We start from the raw sequence: 17,324 nt of genomic DNA, 5'->3' as shown, positions 1-17,324 counted from the left end.
TATGCCCGTTCCTGGTATCTTTATCGTAAATATTTTTCGGCAGGGATCACCACTCCGCCCCGTTGATGAATGACCGCTTTATAGCTGGAAGGCAACCGGGGGTCTCCACCCTTGTATTCCGGGAATGCCGGATAGGGATAGACAGGCCTTTGAAACCTGGTACCACTGGCACCGCAGCAGCTCAACGCGCTGGCGACCATTTTCCCCGGAGCCTTGCCTTGTTCCACCCAGTTCACAAGGGCGAGCAAAATATCATGCTCGCTATCCTGGTGTATCACAGGACTGAGATTTTGACCAAAGTCGTTAACGCCAGGCCCTCCGTTGCAATGCCCCATGCCAGGTATCAAAAAATACCTGAAAAAACCTTGTGTTGCTTCCAGGCTGCCTTGCTGCTGCACTACCCGCTCATAATAATTGATAGCGTCCTGGAAAGGGACCAGTGCATCGGCGGTACCAGTGTACATGATCAATTTTCCACCGGCAGCTTTATAGTTATTTAAATCAGGGCTATTGGCATTTAATATAGGCGCCAGCACTGAGTCTACGACAGCCTGTTGCTTGTCAAAATCAAAACGGTGATAGTCAAAGTCCGCTCCAAACGCCCAGCGATATAAGTAAAACAAGCCGGCAGCGCCTTTGTCTGTTTGCTGGTATTCCAGGCCGCCCTTTGCATCTTCACTCCCGGGTGGTGGAGAACAATAGATCTGTTCGCCGGTGCGCGGGTTGATGGGTCCTGCATAGATCTTTTTTAATGCCCTTATCTGAATATCGGTAAGACACTGTTTGCCGTTTCCGCATTTAAAAAGCGAATCAATATCAAATTTTACCATCCTCGGATCTGTGAGAAAGCTGTCGGACGGCGCCCCGCCATCTTTACCTGCAAAGCTGGAAACGATCGTTTTGCTGATGTAAGTAAGGTCTGCCGGTGAAAACAAAGTATCCTTCCCTTCACTGGTGGCTGTACGGTTTAATATAAACCCGGTGTGTAAATGTGTGCGGTTATTGGCAGGTGCACCTGCGATGATACCATTGTAGTCTTCCGGGTACCGCTGTGCTTCCATCAAAGCCTGCTGGCCGCCTGTAGAACAACCAACAAAATAAGCGTGATGCGCCGTTTTACCATAATATAAGGCGATGATCTGTTTGGATACGATGGTCATCAGGTGGGTGGACCGGTACCCAAAATCAGCCCGGCGTTCAGGATGATGGATAGCTGAATCAGGATGCGGCGATGTGCCCATATCCGTATTGGCAGTGGCATAGCCCTTTTTCAACCCGTTGGCCAGCCTGTCATAAAGAATATTTCCGGCACTGCCGCCATTACCTGTTCCCAGGAACCTGCCATTCCAGGTATTTTGGGGCATCCAAAGCTCTATTCTTATGTTCGAGGCGGGTGTGGGTTTAAGCGTTAGCGCCACCAGGCAAAAGGCAGGTAATTCCTCAAATACCGTTTTTGATGCAGTTGGTTGATATACGCCGGCACGCAGGCATTGGATGTCTGTTACAGTTAGCCCGGGTATTTTCAAAGCGAGTATTTTCTCCCGCAAGCTGCCAGCAGTAACGCTGCTTTCCTGCGCGTAAGCATTCACACACGTTGAAAAGAAAGCCAGCCATACGCAGGTGCTTAAAAATGTTCCTTGTCTTATTCTCACAAAAAGGATGAATAATTGTTGCAAAAGTGATTTAAATATAATCTATCCTTCCTGTAATTTTGCCAGTGCCACCAAATAAAGAAGATGTGATACAACAGCTTATTACCCATATTGGTAAATTCTGCACGATAGCACCGGAAAGATCAGGTTTAATAGAGCCGTTCTTTGAACAGCGGGTATATAAAAAAAAGCAGCTATTACTGGATGAGGGACAGCGATGCTATGAAAAATTTTTCATTGTTAAAGGATGCGTGAACATTTACTACCTGAAACAGAACGGGGTCGAACAGACCATCGATTTCGCAATGGAAAACTGGTGGATCTCTGATTTTATGGCTTTCTCCAACGGATCACCGGCACAATTCTCCATTCGAGCAATAGAAACCACAGAAGTATTGAGTATCAGCGCTGACAGCCAGCGGGTCCTGCTGACCAAAATACCCGAAATAAATGAATATTTTCACCTCGTATTCCAGAAAGCCTATGCGGCCTCCCAGGTGAGAATGAAGCTGATAAACGAGCTTCCGAAGGAAGAGTTATACCGTGATTTTCAAAAAAAGTTCCCTGCCTTTATTCAGCGCGTCCCTCAATATTTGCTGGCCTCTTTCCTTGGATTTACGCCCGAATACCTGAGCGAGATCCGGAAGAAATACATTTCTTAAACCAGTTTAAGCGATAGGGCTTTTTTCCGATGCAATTTGCAGCGTAAATAAAGCATTCAAATCATGGTTAAATCAATTAAACATCGCTTAGACATTTGGGCAGAAGAACCTTTGTACTGGGATGCCATAGCAGCAATAGACAAACGCCTGGCAGGTTCCTCCGTGCCCCGGAGCCTCCTGGAGCTGATCAGGGTGCGCGTCTCACAGATCAATAAATGTGTTTATTGTATCGAGTACCATTCGCAGGAAGCCCTGCAGCGTGGAGAAACAGCGAGCAGGATCTTCGCCCTTTCCGCCTGGCAGGAAAGCCCATTCTTTAGCGATAGCGAAAAAGCCGCTTTACACGTAGCCGAAGAAGTAACACATATTTCCGCTCATGGTATTTCTGATGAGGCTTACGAAAAGCTGAAGAACTACTTCGACACGAAGCAGATAACAGACATCATCGTATGTGCCTGTCTTATTAATTTCCTGAACCGTATCGGCATTTCAACGAAAACGGTACCAGCTTAAAAGCTGGTACCTATTCAGGCTCCGCTATCCCCAGAAAGATCACTATGGGGCGCCGGCAGTGTTTGGGTGTATAAGTAGCAGTCTCATCCTGATTTTCACCACTAGTCGGAAGCGGTATGGCATATTACTTGTGCTATGGTAGATCTAACCAAAAGGTATCGCTATGAAAAAGTATCTGATAAGCCTTGCCATCATTCTAATGGCGGGTTCCTTACTTCCGGTGATGCTTAGAGCACAGAACAAAGAAAGGCTCATCGGTGACGGCAAAGAAGCGAAAGCTGCTTTTATTAAAACGGACAAATTAATGCAAAACCTTTTTGACCATAGTTACGGATATGCCATCTTTCCGAACGTGGGTAAAGGCGCTGTTGGTGTTGGCGGCGCCGCTGGTAATGGCGTTGTTTATGAGAAAGGAAAATTTATTGGCCTCGCGAAGATGATACAGGTAACCGCTGGTTTCCAGTTTGGCGGTCAGGCATACCGTGAAGTAATATTTTTTGAGAACGAAGCAGCGCTGGAAAACTTTAGAAACAACAACCTTAAGTTCTCCGGCCAGGTTTCGGCGATTGCTGCTAAAGAAGGAGCAGCTGCAAATGTGAAATACCGGGAAGGCGTGCTCGTCTTCAGTCAGGGAAAAGGCGGCTTGATGCTTGAAGCCGCAATTGGTGGACAAAAGTTTACTTACGAAGCGAGCGGAAAGTGAGCGTGACGCTCATTTTTTCCAGTCCCGGTATGACGTGCTGTTGCTGATCTATCAGAGCGATCAGTTCCTTGATCAGCAACAGCTCGTTATTGCATAATCATATTGTTCCGTTTGTTGCCCGCGTCATTTCCTCTTTATTAAGTCGCATCCGCCCCTGTACTTTGTACCAGGCGATGGTTTAGCAAGGAGCTCGCAGGCGCTAAGTGATGCATCTCTTTATTTTCCATATTTCATATTTTTTCGCGAACTTCCAAGAGCGTATGCTACCCTGACCTCAAAAGCGCATCTATGAAAGAGATTGTCAATTGCGCCGCCTACTCATCCGGACACCGGGTCGCCGATGTTGAGCTGAACGACATCCATGAGATCTTAAAAGATACCAGCCAGTTTGTATGGATAGGGCTCTATGAACCATCGGAAGAACTGCTCGAACGTGTACAAAATGAATTCCGCCTGCATGACCTCGCAGTTGAAGATGCTCACAGAGCGCACCAACGCCCCAAAATAGAGCTTTATGGCGACTCGCTTTTTATCGTCATGCGCACGGCGCAGATAAGCAAAGCCCATGCTATTGAGTTTGGAGAAACCCATTTTTTCGTCGGGGCCAATTTCATTGTAGTGGTCCGGCATGGCTCTTCCATACCTTACACCGATGTCAGGGTTCGTTGTGAAACAGCACCCGATATGTTATGCAAAGGACAAGGCTTCGTGCTCTATGCGATTATGGACTTTATTGTAGACATGTATTTCCCGGTAGTAGAAGAACTGGAAATTGAATTAGAAAAAATTGAAGACAAGATCTTCAAAGAAAGACCCAGCCGTGAAACAACGGAATTGATATATAATCTAAAGAAAGACTTGCTGGAAGTGAAGCGGGCAGTATCACCGTTAATAGACATCTGCAACCGCCTGATGAAATTTGACATCAAAGGCATCTCACAGGAAACACAACCCTATTTCCGTGACATTTATGATCATGTGCTGCGGATCAATGAAATGGTGGACAACACCAGGGAGTTATTAAATACTGCGCTGGACGCCAACTTCTCTTTGATCTCCATATCGCAGAACGACACTTCCAAGAAATTTGCAGCCTGGGCGGCGATCATTGCAGTGCCTACCATGGTGGCCGGGTTCTATGGAATGAATTTCAAATTTATGCCGGAGCTGGAATGGCACTGGGGCTATCCGCTGGTAGTAATATCCACACTCACTATCTGCGCAGTTGTTTATTATTACTTCAGGCGCTCCGGCTGGTTGTAAGGCGTTTACAGTAATATGTACAAGAAAAGCCATTCTTTAGACATGAAAAAAGAAGGTGAAAATCAGTATGTTTGATACAGACAACTGATCAAACACCCTTAAACCCCCAAAAGCTACATGACAAAATCAAGAACTATTATACTCATTCACGGAAATTTTGTGAACGACAGCACCTGGACGGAATGGAAACAATATTATGAACAAAAAGGGTATAAAGTTTATACCCCTGTAAATCCGGGGCACAAAGGCACTCCATCGGAATTGAGAAAAAATGTACATCCTGACTTAACAAAAACAGGATTTATAGACGTTGTAAACAATATTGCCGCCCTGATCGACAGCTTGCATGAAAAGCCATTGATCATCGGGCATTCTATGGCCGGGATGGCTGTGATGAAACTTGTTGAATTAGGGAAAGCCGTGGCTGGGGTAAGCATAGACGGGGCGCCTCCTAAAAACGTTTTCCCGCCATTTCAGACTCTTAAAACCGTTCTTCCCGCCTTTGGCTTCTTTTCATCTAACAAATACTTTATGGGCAGCCGTAAATGGTACGACTATGCATTCTTCAATACAATTCCAGATGCCGAAAAAGCAACTGCCTTTGAAAAATATGCTGTACCGGAAAGCTATAAAGTAAGCCGCCAATTGGTTCTGAATGCTTATTCAAATATAGATTTCAAAAAGCCTCATGTGCCCATATTATTTATAGGTGGGGCCAAGGATCATATATTTCCGCCTGGTCTTACTAAAACCATTGCCGGAAGATACAAAGACCCCAATAGTAAAGTCGATATTAAGATCTTTGCAGGGAAAAGCCATTTCATCTGCGGAGAAAAGGGCTGGGAAAATGTAGCTGATTATATCCTGCAATGGTATGAAAACCTATAGATTAAACCCGGACATTGGTGTTCATAATCGGACAGCATCTTGTTGTTCGCAAACCACGTAACTTATTATTTATTAACACACTACAATCAAGTTACCGCATTGGCAAACTATTTGGCATAATCAGCATCGTTAAATCCGACGGCTCATATGTCAAGAAAAATAAAGTCTGCATTATTCGCAACAATATTACTGGTATCTGCCATATACATGCAGCGCCTAAGCGCGGTCCCTTACACGAAGGATTGGGCTACAGCGCCTCTGCAACCTTTAAATGACACGGGCGCATTCAGCAGAAGCATAGAAGATTACTATCAGTTGTTGCACCTTCCCGGATTAGTTGTTGGAGTCGCCCAGGGCGATAGCCTTATCTTTTTCAAAAGTTTGGGAACAACTAATCCTTCGACCAATGAGCCACTTACCGCGGATCATATTTTCCCTATTGCCTCGCTTACCAAATCGTTCACAGCTGTTGCGCTCAAACAAATGGAAGGAGAAGGAAAATTATCCTTGAATGATCCCATTTCGAAATATCCCAATCAATACTTCACCCCTGCCAGGTGGAACCAGCAAACTACGCTCGGGCAGCTAATAAGCCATACTTCTGAAAGCAGCCCTCCCGGGTCGCAGTTTATTTATAATGGCAGTAAATACAATATAGTGTTCAACGCTTTTTGCGCCATTAATAAAACAAGGGTCCCCAATGATATCTCGCGCCCGTTCACCGAAGAGATACAGAAACGGATACTAACGCCGTTGAAGATGGAGCACACCTTGTTACGGTTTTCGGAAAATGAGCACGGGTCTTTAAAAAAATGGATGGCGCCAATTTATAGCCTGAATGAAGCTGATGGAAAGTTTACGGCCATTGATGTTAACCTTAGTAACATGCAAAGCGGACCAGGTTTTGGGATGATGAGCTGTGTAAATGACCTTGTAAGATACGCAGCAGCGCTTGGCCAAAATAAGTTGCTAACTGCTTCGCAATACCAGCAAATCACTTCCCCTTTCTATCCGGGTAGCCCTTATGGCGAGGGATGGTTCACAACCAGTTTTGAAGGAACGGAGCTTCACTGGGCCTATGGATACGGTAATAATGATGCGGCTCTTTTGCTGCGGGTGCCTTCCAAAGACCTCACGCTGATCATGCTCTCGCCCTGCTCCCTCCCATCAGCCGCAACAAGGCTAGGCTATGGCAACCCTTTTAACGCGATGCTGGTATGCTCCTTCTATAAAAATTACATCCAAAAAGAGCACAGCAAATCGCGGCTTACTATAGAGGAAAAGTTTGCGAAAGCAACAACCCTGGCCTTTTTACCCGCTTCATTACACCCGGATACCTTAGAAGCTGATAATCTTTTGCAAAGGCTGATGAAGGAATCCCCAACAGATCCAATCTGGCAAACACCAACAGCATTTGAGCTCGTGGGCAGATCATCTGATCCACAGATTTTACAATTTGGATTAAAGATGGCGGATGAATATGCCAGGTCTAAAAAATTACACCCCATAAAAGCCTGGTATGCAGGTCTTATTTATCAGAAAAACGGGAAATCCCAACAGGCGGAAGCCTCTTTTGAATCGCTTGCCAGGGGCGATCAATATTGCGAACAGGGTTGCAAATTCGATGCAATGATGGAACTTGTTAAACGATATGGGAACGGCCACAATCAGCGCTCCAGGGAAATACTTCAAAACCTGGTCCGCTTTAAAGAATATACCAGCGCAAAGGATCAGCAGTATAAGGAAGCACAGGAAATGTTAAAACAACTGGCAGCGAACTGACATTACTTCACGCCTTTCCACCATTCTTTAAATACCTGTTTATCATCCCGCAGATCGACCAATTGGCCTATCATAGGGGTAGCCAGCGGAATGTCTGCTATGGCCTTTATCCTTTGTAAAGGTTCATCCCAGGGATGAGTGCCCAATGTGAACTTGGAAGAATGCACCGGCAGCAGTCTTTTTGCCCCAAGGTCTTTTGCCGCCTGCAATACCTCTTCGGGCTGCATGTGAATATACTTCCATGCAAGACCATACTGACCATTTTCAAGAATGGCAAAATCCATCGGGCCGAATCTCTTTCCAATTTCCGCAAAGTGAGTATCATAACCGCTATCACCTCCTATATAGATCCTCATAGCAGGCGTTTGCAATACATAGGACTGCCAAAGTGTATTATTCCGGGAAAGGGTTCTGCCGGAAAAATGGCGGGTAGGAGCTGTATGTACTACAAAGCCATCCCCAAGATCCACATCCTGCCACCAATCGGTTTCTATGATCTGATCAGGCGTATAGCCCCAGCTTTCCAGGTGCTCTCCTACTCCCAATCCGCAGATCACTTTACCAACCTTGCCCTTGAGTGCTAATATGGTCTTATAATCGAGGTGATCGTAATGATCATGCGATATAAAAAGGTAATCTATTGCCGGGAAATCGTCAACAGTATAAATATCAGCCCCATTGAATGCCCTGGTTCCTCCGGGTATAGGTGAGGCACTGCCTGAAAACACGGGATCTGCCAGGAAGCGCTTCCCTCCTGCCTGTATAAAGTAAGAGGAGTGGCCAAACCAGACCAGCACATCCTGCTGCGGCGCAAGCGCCAGCAGATCTGTTTTTACAGACGGCAACGAATCTATCGGGCGTAAACGCGGATGCTTTTTGAATATAAAATCATATATAACGCCTCCCATGCTGTATCCCTCTGAAAGTGAAGGCGTGTTATGGATGTTCCGGAACTGCCCATCTTTGTAATGTGGTGATTGCCTGATCAGTTCTAATCTCTTTCCTGCGGGCTTTTTACCGAATAGTGGATGTCTCATATATATTAATACAGTGATTATCAATAACACTAGTATCACCAGTGCTACTTTCAGGCATTTTACAATTATCCTGACTAATGTCTTCATACCAGGTTATTGACGAATCAGCTGCGGGGATATTTTAACAGGATAAAAATATTTTGCCGGAGCAGCTTGCGTGGGGTACCACAGCCTACCTACCAATATCTTCATTCCAAAGGTGCGGATGCTGCAGGATGAACTGTTGCATTATCTCAATACATTCCTTTCGGTTTTCTACTATCACTTCGAGATTATTTGCTTTAAGCAAAGTTTCTGCACCCATGAACGTTTGATTTTCACCAATCACAATCTTTGGAATGCCATATAATAATATAGCTCCCGAGCACATCGGACACGGAGATAATGTTGTGTACAATGTACAATCTTTATAGGTTGCTGCGGTGAGCCTGCCTGCATTTTCGAGCGCGTCCATTTCTGCGTGCAGGATAACGCTGTTCTTTTGTACTCTTCGGTTATGTCCGCGTCCGATGATATTTCCTTTGTATACCAGTACAGAGCCGATGGGAATACCGCCTTCTTTAAGGCCGGTTAGTGCTTCTTCGATGGCGGCGGTCATGAAATCGGTCATGGTAAAATGTTTAGATTCAAATATATCCAAAAAGCATGTTAGTGGCAACGGATAGGTTGTTAAAGCTCATTAGCTTATCAAATAGAGCTTAAAGGCGGCTTTTCGAGCTCTAATTAGACCCTTGATGAGCTACAAATTAATTAAGCTCTATTCTAATTCAGCGCTAACCTGTTTCATTTCGCCACCTAAAGCCGATTATAACATTATATTTAGCTCTAAGTATACTTTTTACAAAAACTTCCTATCCTTCGCCTCAATCGCCAGGTCATTAATAGAAGCATACCTCCTCTGCATCAACCCATTCGCATCAAACTCCCATTGCTCATTTCCATATGACCTGAACCAATTCCCCGCTTTATCATGCCACTCATACTCAAACCTCACACTGATACGGTTATCCGTATACGCCCATAACTCTTTCTTCAGCTTATAATCCAGCTCCTTCTCCCATTTCTTCGTCAGGAAAGCAATCACTTCCTGGCGGCCATTCACAAACTGATCGCGGTTACGCCATTCCGTATCAACGGTATAAGCCATGGCCACCTTCTGCGGATCACGGGTATTCCAGGCATCTTCGGCCATCTGTACCTTCTGCAAGGCTGTTTCTAATGTAAAAGGCGGTAAAGGATGTCTCTGTTCCATAAAATCTGATTTTTAAAAGTGATGAATTTCATTTTACAATACAGACCGATCTGTCTGTAAAAATCAGTACTATTTCGGTGATCTATTCCTGATTCCTCAATAAAGGTAGGAAACTATTTTCAATAAACAGACAGATCGGTCTGTTTATTTTATCTATTCCCCTTACCAAAATCCAGGATAAGACTTCCAAACAGCAGAACTAACCCAATTGTTGAAAAGAATAAACGGATGGAGAAGAATCCCTTTTCTCATTTTCCCGGTAAAGGCCATCGCATTGCAATATTAGATCGAAGCACAAATCGAAAAAAATAAGATGGCGGTTTTGGCGGAAATGGCGAAAATGACCCGCTGTTGATGAGCGATTAACAGCAAACAGTCGGCTTTTTTACCCCCTGCTGCTCCATCAATACCCCTATAAAAGCCCCTTTTCTCCCACTGAAACCCCGGTGAAACACCGGTGAAACCCCACCCCCCTATTTCAGTCGTAATATTGCGATTAACGTGAGATGGGCACCATCAACCATATTCCTTACCGCTATCGTCAGCTGACATGATTGTCGTCAGATCGAGGGAATTCTATGCAGATCGAAAGTATTCAATGTAAGATAACAGATGTGCCTCTCCGCCTGACAGAATTTCCGCGTAAGCCAACAGATCAACCCAACAACGCACTCACCATCTTCCTCGCCTCCACTACCGGCCACTGATTCCTGAAAAGTTGGCTCTCTACCATCGCAGACTCAAACAGTAAATACACCTGGTCTTTCAGAGCCTGCGGCTCCCCTGCCAGGATATTACCCAAATAAGTACGTAATTCCTTTTTATGATGCTGGATAATACCCAGCGCCTCGGCATCCTTATCCGTCACCTCAGACAGGATATTCAAAAAAGCACAACCACGAAAATCCTCCTGCTCATTCATCATCTGCAGAAAATCAAACGCCGCCAGGATCTTCTTCTTAGGCTGGTTAGTATGTGCCGTGGCCTCCTTTAATTTCGCAAACCAGTAATCATGCCGATGATTCAGAAAAGCCGCCAGCAAAGCCTCTTTCGACTCATAATGCTGATATAAACTAGCCCTCGCCACTTCTGCCTCCTGTATCACCTGGTTAATGCCCGTAGCATGATACCCCTGCCTGTAAAACAACTCAGTCGCCGTTTCCAGGATCCGCTGCTTTGGGTCATTTGCTTTCTGTTTCATACCACAAAGGTAAGAAATATCCCTTAAACAGACAGATTGGTCTATCTCAGGCCAACATCCAAAACCTGCATGTTCAGCCTATCATACCTGCATTTTTTGCAGCTATTTTCTGGATTTGAACCAAAAAACTGCGTTTTCCTGCATGTTTATTAAATTATTACATTATTTTAGTCGGAATCAAAATCCGTCCCGGGTCATGCTAAAGAAGGAACGTCAGTCATTTATCCTGCGCCAGGTAAACCTGCACAACAAGGTGCTGTCAGTAGATCTGAGCCAGCAAATGGGCGTTTCGGAAGATACCATCCGCAGAGACCTCAACCAGATGGCAGAGCAGGATAAGCTGATCAAAGTCCACGGCGGCGCGCTCTCCAAATCATTCCACCTCTCCGTAGCCTCAGAGAATGTATACGCGCTGGACAGTAAAAAGCTCATCGCCACCAAAGCCTGCCGCCTGATCAAAGACGGCATGTTTGTGCTCACCACCGGTGGCACGACCATTATTGAGCTCGCCAAATCGCTGCCTCCGGAACTCAGCGCCACCTTTATCACGGTGAGCCTTCCCGCAGCATACGAATACAGTCACCATCCTAATATCGACCTGGTATTCCTGGGCGACAGGATCTCCAAGAATTCCCAGATCGCTGTTGGCGGCAGCGTCATATCCCGCCTGAACGGCATTAAAGCAGACCTCTGCTTCCTCGGCACTAATGCCATTGACGTGAAAAAAGGCATTACGGATAACGACTGGGAAGTGGCAGAAGTGAAGAAAGCCATGATCGAGGCCTCCTCCCACGTGGTATCACTTTCCATCACAGAAAAACTGAACACCGTACAGCGTATCAAAGTATGCGACCTATCCGGCATCAACACATTGATCACAGAACTGAACCCGGGCGATCCAGCCCTTAAACCATACCGGCAAACCGGCATCAGGATTTTATAGTCATAAGTCAAAACAATACATCATTAGCGCATGTCACCAGTCTTATTATTTTCGCTTGTTATCACGTACTTCGTTCTGCTGCTGGTTGTGGCCTGGTTCACTTCCCGTAACGCCACCAATGATTCCTTCTTCATTGGCAATCGTGGCTCCAACTGGATGCTGGTAGCCTTCGGGATGATCGGCACCTCCCTCAGTGGAGTTACCTTCGTGAGTGTGCCCGGCACCGTTGGGTTCAGCGCCTACTCTTACTTCCAGGTGATCATCGGCAACTTCATTGGTTATGCCGTGGTGGCCTATGTGCTGCTGCCTATCTATTATAAGATGCATCTCACCTCCATTTACAATTACCTGAAGGACCGGCTGGGCGTCCACTCCTACAAAGCCGGCGCATCTTTCTTTATCCTCTCGCGCACACTGGGCGCCACCGCCAGGCTCTACCTGGTAGTGAATATCCTGCACCATACCATCCTACAGAATTTTAATATGCCTTTCTGGCTGGGCTCCCTGATCATCCTGCTGATGATATTGCTGTATACTTTTGAAGGCGGCGTTAAAACCATCGTGTGGACAGACACCCTGCAAACCGCCTGCATGCTCATCGGATTGATCGTATGCGTGTTCTATATCCTGAACCAGCTGGACCTTGATCTGCTGCAAAGCGCACAGGTACTTGCACAAAAAGGCTATTCAAAGATCTTCGTTACCGATCCCGCTGGTAAGGATTATTTCCTGAAACAAATCGTGGCCGGTGCATTCATCTCCATCACTATGACAGGTATGGACCAGGAAATGATGCAGAAGAACATCAGCGTAAAAACACTCAAAGATTCCCAGAAGAACATGATGACCTTCGCCTTCATCTTCATGCTGGTAGTGCTGCTCTTCCTCTTCCTGGGCGGCCTCCTCTACTTGTTTGCTGAAGCCAAAGGTATCAACGCCAAAGGCGATGAACTGTTTCCCACCATCGCATTGCAATACATGCCGGGCATCGTATCCATCATCTTTATCATTGCATTGATCTCTGCCCTCTTCCCAAGTGCAGACGGCGCTATCACCGCGCTCACTTCTTCTTTCTGTATAGACATACTGGGCATACAACGAAACGAACAGCTGGACGACAAGAAAAAGAAACGCATCCGCCAGATCGTGCACCTCTCCGTTGCAGCGATCTTCCTGCTCTTTGTAATGGGATTTAAGTGGATGGACAACCCGAGCATGATCGGTCTTATCCTGAAGATAGCCGGTTATACCTACGGGCCTTTACTGGGGCTCTTTGCCTTCGGCATCCTTACCAAAAGAACCGTGAACGACAAGCTGGTACCATTGGTAGTGATCATCTCACCGATCATTTGTTTTATCATTGACCATTACCAGCAATCTATTTTCGGCAACTTCGGCATCGGACTGGAACTGCTTTTCATCAACGGGCTGCTTACCTTCCTCGGATTATGCCTGGTACCCGGCAAAAAAAACCGCGTCAACAAATTAAACTATGAACCTTTCGAAAAATAAACAGTTTATTAAAGTAACGGAGCAAGCCTCCCGCCATCGCCACCTGGAAAAGATGAGTGTTCGGGAACTGCTGACCAGCATCAATGAAGAAGACGCAGGCGTTCCTGCCGCTGTGCGCAACGCCATCCCTGCCATAGAGGCCTTTATAACAGCTGCAGCTGATAAAATGCTGGCCGGCGGCCGTCTCTTCTACCTGGGCGCAGGCACCAGCGGACGCCTCGGTATCCTTGATGCTTCCGAATGCCCGCCCACTTACGGCGTACCACACCACCTGGTGATAGGGCTCATTGCCGGTGGAGATAAGGCCATCCGTAAATCTGTTGAAAAGGCAGAAGACGATGCCACACAAGGCTGGAAAGACCTGCAGCAATGGGAGATATCTGATAAAGACGTAGTAGTAGGCATCGCCGCCAGCGGTACCACCCCTTATGTAATAGGCGCGCTGAACGAATGCCGCAAACATGGTATCATCACCGGCAGCATCTCCTGTAATCCGGATAGCCCGGTGAGCGATGCAGCAGACTATCCCATCGAAGTGGTGGTAGGACCAGAATTCGTAACCGGCAGCACCCGCATGAAAAGCGGCACCGCACAGAAACTGGTACTGAATATGATCTCTACTTCCCTCATGATCCAACTGGGCCGCGTAGAAGATAACAAGATGGTGAATATGCAGCTAAGCAATGACAAGCTGGTAGACAGAGGCGTGAAAATGCTGATGGAAAAAGCCGCTATCAGCAGCTATGAAGATGCAAAAGCCCTGCTCTTACAGCACGGTTCCGTTAAGAAAGCGCTTACAGCGATCAGCGCCCGCTAACAGGCAAAAAATATGGTTATGGACAAGGCACAATTACATCAGATCTTTAGCGATATCAGGCAACAACTGGCCGGCGATCTTTACTTTGGCGACGACTCACTGAGCAAAACAGTGCTCATGGCCTATGCCACCGATGCATCCGTATACCAGGAACATCCGCTGGCAGTAGCGCTTCCAAAAAACAAAGAAGATATCAGCCTGCTTATAAAAATGAGCCAGGCGCACAAGATACCGCTGATCCCCCGTACGGCGGGCACTTCGCTGGCCGGACAGGTGGTAGGCACCGGACTGGTAGTAGATACTTCCCGCTACCTGAATAAAATGCTCGAAGTAAATACGGAAGAAAAATGGGTACGGGTGCAACCCGGTGTTGAAAGGGATGTGCTCAATGAATGGCTCCTTCCTTATCAACTCTTCTTCGGCCCCGAAACCTCTACTTCCAACCGCGCCATGATAGGCGGCATGATCGGGAATAATTCCTGCGGATTACATTCTATGGTATGGGGCGCTACGCGCGATAACCTGCTGTCTGTAAACGCAGTACTGGGCAACGGCGATGAAGTGACATTCGCCGCACTGGACGAAGCTGCATTGAACAACAAGCTGGCACAGGATAACCTCGAAGGTAATATCTACCGCTCCATCCATGCCATATTATCTGATAAAGGAAATCAACAGGCCATACAAGACGGCTACCCGGCTCCCACTGTAAAAAGAAGGAACACGGGTTATGCACTGGACGCCTTGCTGGATACACAACCTTACGGCGGTAAAGCACCTTTCAACATGTCGCGGCTGATCGCCGGTTCTGAAGGCACGCTCGCCTTCATCACCGAAGCAAAGCTCAAGCTGATGGACCTGCCGCCCGCACATAATGCGCTGGTGTGCGTGCATTGCAGCACGCTCAAAGAATCTTTGCTGGTAAATCTTGTGGCGGTGAAACATCCGGTAACCGCGGCAGAGCTGGTGGATGATGTGATCATGAATTTCACGAAAGAACACCCGGAGCATTCACTGAACCGCTTCTTTGTAGAAGGAGATCCGGCCGCTATCCTGATGGTAGAGTTTATGTGCCCTTCTGAAGAAGTGCTGCAGGCACAAACCACTGCCTTTATCAATGAAATAAAAGCAGGCGGACTCGGTTACGCCTATCCCGTATTGCGTGGGGTGGAGATCAATAAGGCCTGGAATCTTCGCAAGGCGGGACTCGGACTGCTCCGCAATATCAAAGGAGATGCACAGCCGGTAAACCTCATTGAAGACTGTGCCGTAGCGCCTGAAAACCTGCCTGATTATATTGAAGAATTGCAAGGCGTGCTAAAGGATATGCAACTGCAGGCTTCTTATTACGCCCATGCAGGGGCTGGTGAAATTCACGTGGAGCCGATCATTAACCTGAAGAGCCCCGAAGGCAAGATCGCTTTCCGTGCTTTACTGGCGAAGACCACCGCACTTGTTAAAAAATATAAAGGCTCACTGAGTGGAGAACATGGGGACGGCCGCCTGCGCGGCGAGTTCATCCCCTTCATGCTGGGCGAGAAATGCTATGAGCTCTGCAAACAGGTGAAGCAGATCTATGATCCCGCCAACCTGTTTAACCCCGGCAAGATCGTTGACACGCCGCCCATGGATGCCTTCTTCCGCTACAAGGAAGCCGCCAAAGGCCCTGCTATTAAAACTCATCTTGACTTTAGCAGGGAAGGTGGCATTTTGCAGCTCGCAGAAAAATGCTCCGGCTCAGGGGATTGCCGCAAAACGCATTTCGCCGGTGGCACTATGTGCCCCAGCTATATGGCCACCCGTTTTGAAAAAGACACTACCAGGGCCAGGGCCAACGTGCTGCGGCAATTCCTGGCGCAGGACAACACCCCGCAAGCTTTCAATCATGAAGAGATCCATCACGCCATGGATCTCTGCCTCTCTTGTAAAGGCTGTAAAACAGAATGCCCTTCCAGCGTGGATGTATCAAAACTGAAAGCAGAATTCCTGCAACAGTATTATGATATACACGGCGTTCCTGTCAACGCACGTTTAATAGCTGAATTCCCCAGGCTGAGCAAATTGGCGGCCATAGCGCCAGGATTGTACAACTTCGTGTTCTCGAATAAATTCCTTTCCAGGATAATGAAAGGCATGATGCATATGGCGCCCGAGCGTGAAGTGCCCGCCATGCATCCCTACACGCTGAAAAGCTGGTATAAGAAATTTAAACGGGAACAACAGGATAAACAGTTCTTCAGCAAGGTATATTTCTTCTGTGACGAGTTCACTAACTACAATGATGTCAACATCGGTATCCGCTGTATCAGCCTGCTGACGGCCTTGGGATACGAAGTGATCATCCCTGAGCACATAGAAAGCGGACGCACGCATTTATCAAAAGGATTGGTGAAACGCGCCAAACAGATCGCACAGAAGAACATCGAGCTGCTGGCTTTTATTGCAGACAGCCCTTATCCGCTCATCGGGCTGGAACCTTCTGCTATTCTTACTTTCAGGGATGAATATATAGACCTTGTTCCGGAGGAGCTAAGAGCAAAGACAACGGCGCTCTCTCATAAGGTAATGCTCTTTGAAGAGTTTATGGCAGCAGAGATTGACAAAGGCAATATCCGGAAAGAATCTTTCAGATCTGATAAAAAGAAAGTAGTGATCCACGGGCATTGCCACCAGAAAGCTTTATCGTCCGTCAGCTTTATTAAGAAAGTATTATCCTGGCCAGCTAATTATGAGGCAACAGTGATTGCCTCCGGCTGTTGTGGTATGGCCGGTTCCTTTGGCTTTGATAAGGAACATTATGCTACCTCGATGAAGATCGGGGAACTGGTGCTCTTTCCAACGGTAAGATCACAGGGCGAAGAAGTGATCATTGCAGCACCAGGCACCAGTTGTCGTCACCAGATACTGGATGGAACGAAAAGAGCAGCGCTCCATCCAGCAGAAGTGCTGTATGAAGCGCTGGTTTAAATCGCGTCATTGCGAGGAGCATCCGGCGCCCCATCCCCCGTCATTGCGAGGAGCAGTAAAGCCTTGTGCGTTGAGCGACGAAGCAATCTTTTAAAACACTCTTCTAATCGTTAAAAGATTGCTTCGGCCGCG

General features: G+C 46.9%; 15 protein-coding genes. 10 read left to right on the top strand and 5 right to left on the bottom strand.

Translation table 11 applies throughout. The annotated features are described in order from the left end of the window. Window positions 1-20 precede the first annotated feature (20 nt). Window positions 21-1,652, bottom strand: coding sequence for a tannase/feruloyl esterase family alpha/beta hydrolase (locus tag ACR9Y8_RS25445; protein ID WP_481216069.1), 1,632 nt, complete (start codon window positions 1,650-1,652; stop codon window positions 21-23). Between the two features lie 86 nt (window positions 1,653-1,738). Between ACR9Y8_RS25445 and ACR9Y8_RS25440 the strand changes: the two genes are divergently transcribed. The 6 genes from ACR9Y8_RS25440 (at window position 1,739) to ACR9Y8_RS25415 (ending at window position 7,463) form a co-directional block, all read left to right on the top strand. Then, on the top strand, window positions 1,739-2,314 hold the full coding sequence (locus ACR9Y8_RS25440; RefSeq protein WP_481216068.1) for a Crp/Fnr family transcriptional regulator: 576 nt from the start codon (window positions 1,739-1,741) through the stop codon (window positions 2,312-2,314). A gap of 63 nt (window positions 2,315-2,377) precedes the next feature. After that, window positions 2,378-2,827 carry a carboxymuconolactone decarboxylase family protein gene (locus tag ACR9Y8_RS25435; RefSeq protein ID WP_481216067.1) on the top strand — a complete coding sequence of 150 codons (450 nt, stop codon included), beginning with the start codon at window positions 2,378-2,380 and terminating at the stop codon, window positions 2,825-2,827. Between the two features lie 163 nt (window positions 2,828-2,990). Next, on the top strand, window positions 2,991-3,530 hold the full coding sequence (locus ACR9Y8_RS25430; protein WP_481216066.1) for a YSC84-related protein: 540 nt from the start codon (window positions 2,991-2,993) through the stop codon (window positions 3,528-3,530). Window positions 3,531-3,818: 288 nt separating this feature from the next. Continuing rightward, on the top strand, window positions 3,819-4,793 hold the full coding sequence (corA, locus tag ACR9Y8_RS25425) for a magnesium/cobalt transporter CorA (RefSeq protein ID WP_481216065.1): 975 nt from the start codon (window positions 3,819-3,821) through the stop codon (window positions 4,791-4,793). A gap of 117 nt (window positions 4,794-4,910) precedes the next feature. After that, window positions 4,911-5,681 (top strand): alpha/beta hydrolase, encoded by a 771-nt coding sequence (locus ACR9Y8_RS25420; protein WP_481216064.1) that lies wholly within the window; start codon window positions 4,911-4,913, stop codon window positions 5,679-5,681. 147 nt (window positions 5,682-5,828) lie between these two features. Then, window positions 5,829-7,463 (top strand): serine hydrolase domain-containing protein, encoded by a 1,635-nt coding sequence (locus ACR9Y8_RS25415; protein WP_481216063.1) that lies wholly within the window; start codon window positions 5,829-5,831, stop codon window positions 7,461-7,463. A 2-nt stretch (window positions 7,464-7,465) separates the two neighbouring features. On the opposite strand, the gene ACR9Y8_RS25410 is transcribed toward ACR9Y8_RS25415, so the two are convergent. The 4 genes from ACR9Y8_RS25410 to ACR9Y8_RS25395 all read right to left on the bottom strand — a co-directional run bounded on the left by ACR9Y8_RS25410 (window position 7,466) and on the right by ACR9Y8_RS25395 (window position 10,953). Next, window positions 7,466-8,500: an MBL fold metallo-hydrolase gene (locus tag ACR9Y8_RS25410; RefSeq protein WP_481216062.1), complete on the bottom strand. Its 1,035-nt coding sequence runs from the start codon at window positions 8,498-8,500 to the stop codon at window positions 7,466-7,468. A gap of 172 nt (window positions 8,501-8,672) precedes the next feature. After that, on the bottom strand, window positions 8,673-9,110 hold the full coding sequence (locus tag ACR9Y8_RS25405) for a nucleoside deaminase (RefSeq protein ID WP_481216061.1): 438 nt from the start codon (window positions 9,108-9,110) through the stop codon (window positions 8,673-8,675). A 228-nt stretch (window positions 9,111-9,338) separates the two neighbouring features. After that, the gene (locus ACR9Y8_RS25400) at window positions 9,339-9,752 is read right to left on the bottom strand and encodes a nuclear transport factor 2 family protein (protein WP_481216060.1); all 414 of its coding nucleotides are present in this window, start codon (window positions 9,750-9,752) and stop codon (window positions 9,339-9,341) included. Window positions 9,753-10,407: 655 nt separating this feature from the next. Continuing rightward, window positions 10,408-10,953, bottom strand: a complete 546-nt coding sequence (locus ACR9Y8_RS25395; RefSeq protein ID WP_481216059.1) for a TetR/AcrR family transcriptional regulator — start codon at window positions 10,951-10,953, stop codon at window positions 10,408-10,410. A 196-nt stretch (window positions 10,954-11,149) separates the two neighbouring features. Between ACR9Y8_RS25395 and ACR9Y8_RS25390 the strand changes: the two genes are divergently transcribed. The 4 genes from ACR9Y8_RS25390 to ACR9Y8_RS25375 are packed head-to-tail and all read left to right on the top strand — an operon-like array spanning window position 11,150 to window position 17,192. After that, entirely contained in the window at window positions 11,150-11,896 is a 747-nt protein-coding gene (locus ACR9Y8_RS25390; protein ID WP_481216058.1) for a DeoR/GlpR family DNA-binding transcription regulator, read from the top strand. Window positions 11,897-11,926: 30 nt separating this feature from the next. After that, window positions 11,927-13,408, top strand: coding sequence for a sodium:solute symporter (locus tag ACR9Y8_RS25385; RefSeq protein ID WP_481216057.1), 1,482 nt, complete (start codon window positions 11,927-11,929; stop codon window positions 13,406-13,408). Next, window positions 13,389-14,225 (top strand): N-acetylmuramic acid 6-phosphate etherase, encoded by an 837-nt coding sequence (gene murQ, locus ACR9Y8_RS25380; RefSeq protein ID WP_481216056.1) that lies wholly within the window; start codon window positions 13,389-13,391, stop codon window positions 14,223-14,225. The genes ACR9Y8_RS25385 and murQ overlap by 20 nt, the downstream gene beginning before the upstream one ends. 18 nt (window positions 14,226-14,243) lie before the next feature. After that, window positions 14,244-17,192 carry an FAD-binding and (Fe-S)-binding domain-containing protein gene (locus ACR9Y8_RS25375; RefSeq protein WP_481216055.1) on the top strand — a complete coding sequence of 983 codons (2,949 nt, stop codon included), beginning with the start codon at window positions 14,244-14,246 and terminating at the stop codon, window positions 17,190-17,192. The last annotated feature ends 132 nt before the right edge of the window (window positions 17,193-17,324 follow it).

The organism is Chitinophaga sp. SVR4-12A (assembly GCF_056754765.1).
Note: the sequence above shows the minus strand (reverse complement) of the source record. Positions and strands in the feature narration are given on the sequence as shown.

Bases quoted from the DNA above. Each gene is read 5' to 3' on its own strand.
- ACR9Y8_RS25435 (WP_481216067.1), top strand. From the start codon at position 2,378: ATGGTTAAATCAATTAAACATCGCTTAGACATTTGGGCAGAAGAACCT.
- ACR9Y8_RS25430 (WP_481216066.1), top strand. From the start codon at position 2,991: ATGAAAAAGTATCTGATAAGCCTTGCCATCATTCTAATGGCGGGTTCC.
- corA (WP_481216065.1), top strand. From the start codon at position 3,819: ATGAAAGAGATTGTCAATTGCGCCGCCTACTCATCCGGACACCGGGTC.
- ACR9Y8_RS25420 (WP_481216064.1), top strand. From the start codon at position 4,911: ATGACAAAATCAAGAACTATTATACTCATTCACGGAAATTTTGTGAAC.
- ACR9Y8_RS25415 (WP_481216063.1), top strand. From the start codon at position 5,829: ATGTCAAGAAAAATAAAGTCTGCATTATTCGCAACAATATTACTGGTA.
- ACR9Y8_RS25410 (WP_481216062.1), bottom strand. From the start codon at position 8,500: ATGAGACATCCACTATTCGGTAAAAAGCCCGCAGGAAAGAGATTAGAA.
- ACR9Y8_RS25405 (WP_481216061.1), bottom strand. From the start codon at position 9,110: ATGACCGATTTCATGACCGCCGCCATCGAAGAAGCACTAACCGGCCTT.
- ACR9Y8_RS25400 (WP_481216060.1), bottom strand. From the start codon at position 9,752: ATGGAACAGAGACATCCTTTACCGCCTTTTACATTAGAAACAGCCTTG.
- ACR9Y8_RS25395 (WP_481216059.1), bottom strand. From the start codon at position 10,953: ATGAAACAGAAAGCAAATGACCCAAAGCAGCGGATCCTGGAAACGGCG.
- ACR9Y8_RS25390 (WP_481216058.1), top strand. From the start codon at position 11,150: ATGCTAAAGAAGGAACGTCAGTCATTTATCCTGCGCCAGGTAAACCTG.
- ACR9Y8_RS25385 (WP_481216057.1), top strand. From the start codon at position 11,927: ATGTCACCAGTCTTATTATTTTCGCTTGTTATCACGTACTTCGTTCTG.
- murQ (WP_481216056.1), top strand. From the start codon at position 13,389: ATGAACCTTTCGAAAAATAAACAGTTTATTAAAGTAACGGAGCAAGCC.
- ACR9Y8_RS25375 (WP_481216055.1), top strand. From the start codon at position 14,244: ATGGACAAGGCACAATTACATCAGATCTTTAGCGATATCAGGCAACAA.